This window comes from Rhizobacter sp. P3_B12 (genome assembly GCF_056402895.1).
In genome coordinates, this window is the sequence record NZ_JBFUGN010000464.1 from 1 (window position 1) to 4754 (window position 4754).

General features: G+C 68.4%; 6 protein-coding genes. All 6 read left to right on the top strand.

Annotated features, from left to right (window positions below; genetic code table 11):
* Positions 1-65: 65 nt before the first annotated feature.
* Entirely contained in the window at positions 66-1481 is a 1416-nt protein-coding gene (gene fliD / locus AC1D01_RS21255) for a flagellar filament capping protein FliD (protein ID WP_477869792.1), read from the top strand.
* Between the two features lie 248 nt (positions 1482-1729).
* Positions 1730-2149: a flagellar export chaperone FliS gene (gene fliS / locus AC1D01_RS21260; protein WP_477869794.1), complete on the top strand. Its 420-nt coding sequence runs from the start codon at positions 1730-1732 to the stop codon at positions 2147-2149.
* A gap of 65 nt (positions 2150-2214) precedes the next feature.
* Positions 2215-2514 (top strand): flagellar protein FliT, encoded by a 300-nt coding sequence (locus AC1D01_RS21265; RefSeq protein WP_047510193.1) that lies wholly within the window; start codon positions 2215-2217, stop codon positions 2512-2514.
* A 65-nt stretch (positions 2515-2579) separates the two neighbouring features.
* Positions 2580-3329 carry a flagellar brake protein gene (locus AC1D01_RS21270; protein WP_477869800.1) on the top strand — a complete coding sequence of 250 codons (750 nt, stop codon included), beginning with the start codon at positions 2580-2582 and terminating at the stop codon, positions 3327-3329.
* A 64-nt stretch (positions 3330-3393) separates the two neighbouring features.
* Positions 3394-4248: an alpha/beta fold hydrolase gene (locus tag AC1D01_RS21275; RefSeq protein ID WP_477869796.1), complete on the top strand. Its 855-nt coding sequence runs from the start codon at positions 3394-3396 to the stop codon at positions 4246-4248.
* Positions 4249-4276: 28 nt separating this feature from the next.
* Positions 4277-4754, top strand: a 478-nt coding sequence (locus tag AC1D01_RS21280; protein WP_477869798.1) for an alanyl-tRNA editing protein, incomplete at its 3' end; no start/stop codon positions are given.

Genomic DNA, 4754 nt, shown 5'->3' on the forward strand with positions numbered 1-4754 from the left:
TCTTTTAGGACAGTGGCAGCGAGGCTTCCTCTGCTTGCCGTCCACTCTTCCGAAAGGTCACGGTCATGGCATCAGTTACATCAGCGGGGATCGGCAGCGGCCTCGACGTCGAATCGATCATCACGAAGTTGATGACGGTCGAAAAGCTGCCCGTCACGCAACTGCAGACCGAAGCGTCGAAGATCCAGACCAAGATCTCCGCTTACGGCTCCATTCAATCGTCGGTGTCGGCCTTCCGCGACGCCGCGCTCGCGTTGACCCGCTCCGGCACCTGGGGTGCGACGTCTGCGACCTCGGCCGACACATCGGCCGTTTCCGTGTCCGGCGGCTCCAGCGCCTCGGCCGGCAACTACGCGGTCAGCGTGCAGAGCCTGGCGGCCTCGCAGTCGGTGGCAAGCACCAGCTTCACATCCAGCAGCGCGGTCGTCGGCGAAGGCTCGCTGACCATCGACACCGGCAGCTGGGACATCGGCGAGCCGGGCTTCAAGGCTCGCGCGACCATCAGCTCGATGAACATCGCGATCAGCGCGACCGACACGCTGGCCGACGTGCGCGACAAGATCAATGCGGCGGGTGGCGGCGTCTCGGCCTCCATCGTCACCGACTCGAGCGGTGCGCGGCTGGTGCTGTCGTCGAAGTCCACCGGGGCCGAGAACGGCTTCCGCGTGACGGCCAGCGGCGCCGGCCCGTCGGCCTTCGCGTACGACGCGACCGACGGCAGCGCCGCGATGACGCGCACCCRGACCGCCGTCGATGCGAAGGCGAAGATCAACGGGCTGGACATCACCTCGGCGAGCAACACGCTGAACGACGTGGTGCAGGGCCTGACGATGAACCTGCAGAAGGTCACCACCGGTGACGTGCAGGTCAGCGTCGCGCAGGACAACACCTCGATCAAGAGCGCGATCACGAGCTTCACGGCCGCCTACAACGGCCTCGCATCGCTGCTGAAGACGCAGACCAAGTACGACGATGCGACCAAGACGGCCGGCACGCTGCAGGGCGACAGCACCGCGGTGTCGCTGCAGCGCCAGCTGCGCTCGATGCTGACGGGCACCGGCTCGGCCTCGAGCGCGTTCCCGACACTGTCCTCGATCGGCCTGGAGATCCAGACCGACGGCACGCTGAAGGTCAGCGACACCAAGCTGACCAGCGCCCTGGGCAACCTGAGCGAGATGAAGAAGGCGTTCGCCAACAGCGACACGACCGACTCGGCCAACGACGGCTTCGCGCAGAAGCTGCGCGCGCTGGGCGACCAGGTGCTGGGCACCGACGGCACGCTGGCCGCCCGCACCACCGGGCTGAACAGCACGCTGAAGGACAACCAGGAACGGCAGGACGACATCACCGACCGGATGACGAACACCGAGAAGCGCCTGCGCGCCCAGTACACCGCGCTCGACACGAAGATGGCGGGGCTGAACACGCTCAGCACCTACATCACGCAGCAGATCGCGAACTGGAACAAGTCCACCGGCTAGTTGACGGCCCCCACGTCGCTTCGCTCCTGCCCCCCGAGGGGGCACCTCGCCGCAGGCCCGGCAAAGCCGGTTCCTGGGCGAGTTGCTTGGGGTGCTTCGCTGCGCTCGCGTGAAGCCTTTCTGCCAGCTGCAACTTCTCCTCACACTTGAGGGCGAAATGGACCCTGTTTCACCCCACTTGTGCGGCCTAAAGGCCGCGCGGGGCGGGCCGATAAACAGTGCATCCAGTCACGCACAAGGCCAAGAACATGTTCGGTTCCGACTACTCCGCATCGCCCTTCGGCGGCCGCAGCAATGCCTACCAGGCAGTGCAGGTCGGCACCGGGGTCGACGGCGCATCGCCGCACCAGCTGATCGCCATGCTGTTCGACGGGCTGATCGATTGCATCGCCCAGGCGCGCGGCGCCATCCGCAACAAGAAGATCGAGGAGAAGGGCCGCGCCATCAGCCGCGCGGTGCGCATCGTCGATGAAGGCCTGAAGGCCGGCCTGAACCTGAAGGAGGGTGGCGCGCTCGCCGCCCAGCTGAACGACCTGTACGCCTACATGGCCCTGCGCCTGACGCAAGCCAACCTGCACAGCGACGAGGCCGCCCTCGACGAATGCGTGCAACTGATCGAGCCCCTGCGCAGTGCCTGGGCCGAGATCGACATCAAGACCGCCGCCTGAAGCGCCGAGCCCACACCATGAAGCCCTACCAGATCGACCGGTCGCACGACAACGGAGACCACCCCATGAACAAGGCCCTGCTGAACTACTACGAAGCCATCGAGCGCGCCAGCCAGGACATGCTCGAAGCTGCCCGCGTCGGCAACTGGGACCACGTGGTCAAGCTCGAAGGCGCCTGCGCCGTGCTGATCTCGCAGCTCAAGCACGCCGCCGCGCAGCGCCCGCTGGATTCCGAGGAAGCCCAGTTGAAATCGCGCATCATGCAGCGCATCCTGGTCAATGATGCCGAGATCCGCCACCTGGCCGAGCCGTGGCTGGAAGACCTGGACGCGATCCTCGCCGGCAAGCCGAAGACCGTTCACTGAGCCGTTCACTGACGTTCACTGATCGCGGCGGACCGTCCCGCCGACCGGAGCCGAACTTGGACACGATGCCGATGCCGCTGGACGCGCTGTCCGCCACCCATGGCGGGCTGGACGATTTCCGCCTCTCCGCCGTGCCCGAGGTGCTGGCGATGCTCAAGCGGCTGCAGGACGGCAACGTGATCGTCCACCTGAACGGCAGCGACGGTGCCAACTACACCACCACGCTGTGGTCGATCGACCCGGTGCGCGGCCTGATCAGCTTCAGTGCCGAAGGCGAGAACAACCAGGTGCAGGCGCTGGTCGAGTCGGCGGATGCCGTCGCGGTCGCCTACCTGGACAGCATCAAGCTGCAGTTCGACGCGGTCGGGCTGGTGATGGTGCACAACGGCCGCAACGCGGTGCTGAACTGCGCGATGCCGCGCGAGCTGTTCCGTTTCCAGCGCCGCAGCGGCTTCCGCGTGCGGCCGCTGCTGCGCAGCACGCCGATGGCGCGGGTGCGCCACCCGGCCATCCACGAGATGCCGCTTGCGCTGCGCGTGCTCGACGTGAGCATCGGCGGCTGCGCGCTGTTCCTGCCCGACGACGTGCCGCCGCTGCCGCCCGGCGTGGTGCTCAACGGCGTGCAGATGGACCTCGACGTCGACACGCGCATCCACGTCGCGCTGCGCCTGCAGCACGTGACCTCGATCAACCCCGATTCGCGCGGCGTGCGCCTGGGCTGCGAGATCGTCAACCCGACCAGCGACGTGTCGCGCGCCCTGCAGCGCTACATCGACCAGACCCAGAAACGACAACGCCTGCTGGCCGGAGGCTAGCCTTCCTTCGCCTGGGGCCGGGCATGGCAAGATCGCCCCCTGGTTGAACAACGAAGGCCAGCGCGTGCGCATTCAGATCGAGCCCGGTGTGAGGCTGTTCGTGGACGTCGAAGGCCCCGGCCTCGTCCCCGACGGCAACGGTGTGCGGGAAAAGCCCAACCTCGTGCTGCTGCACGGTGGCCCGGGTTTCGACCACGTCGCCTTCAAGCCCCTGTTCTCCCGCCTGGCCGACCTGGCCCAGATCGTCTACTACGACCACCGCGGCCACGGCATGAGCGACCGCCGCCCGCCGTCGGAGTGGACGCTGGACACCTGGGCCGACGACGTGGTGCGGCTGTGCGATGCGCTCGGCATCGCGCGCCCGATCGTGCTCGGCCAGTCGTTCGGCGGCTTCGTCGCGCAGCGCTACATCGCGCGCCACCCGGGGCATGCGGCCAAGGTGATCCTGTCGAGCACCGCCGGCAGCATGGCGATGCCGCGCAAGCTGGCGATGTTCGAGCAGCTCGGCGGCCGCGAGGCGCGCGACGTGGCCGAGCGCTTCTGGGCCGACCCGAGCGACGAGAACAACGCCGTCTACCAGCGCGTTTGCAAACCGCTGTACAACCCGAGCCTGGTCGGCCGCGTCGAGAGCGCGCCCTGGCGCTTCACCGCCCCCGAGATCCTGCAGGCCTTCATCCGCGGCGAGCAACGTCAGATGAACCTGCTGCCCGGGCTGGCCGCCGCGCAATGCCCGGTGCTGGTGCTGGCCGGCGAACTCGACCCGGTGTGCCCGCTCGAAGACGCGCAGGACATCGCCGCGGCGCTGCCTGCGCGCTGGCGGCAGTTCCATTCGTTCCCCGGCATCGGCCACGGCGCCTGGCGCGAGAAGCCGAACGAGGCCTTCGACGTGCTGCGCCGCTTCATCACCGACCCCGCTTGATGCCACGACCACGGCCAGGATGCATGCGATGACCACCGAAGAACTGTTCCGCGAAGACGCTGCGCTCGACGACTGCGAGGCGCGCATCATCGCGCTCGGCGAGACCGGCGTGCAACTCGACCGCACCGTGTTCTACCCGCTCGGCGGCGGGCAGGCCGGCGACCGCGGCGAGCTGCGGCTGGCCGACGGCCGCGTGCTGCAGATCGCCGACACGCGCAAGGGCGCGGCACCGGGCGAGATCGTCCATGTGCCGGCGCCCGGGCAGGAGGCGCTGCTCGCCACCCTTGCGCCCGGCCAGCCGGTGACGGCCTGCATCGACCGGGCGCGCCGCGAGCGCCACATGCGCTTCCACACGGCCACCCACCTGCTGTGCGCGCTGGTGCCGCACCCGGTCGACGGGTGCTCGATCACCGCCGAGTCGGCCCGGCTCGATTTCCACATGACCGACCCGCTCGACAAGGAGGCGCTGACCGCCGGCCTCGCCCGCCTGGTGGCCGCCGCCCACC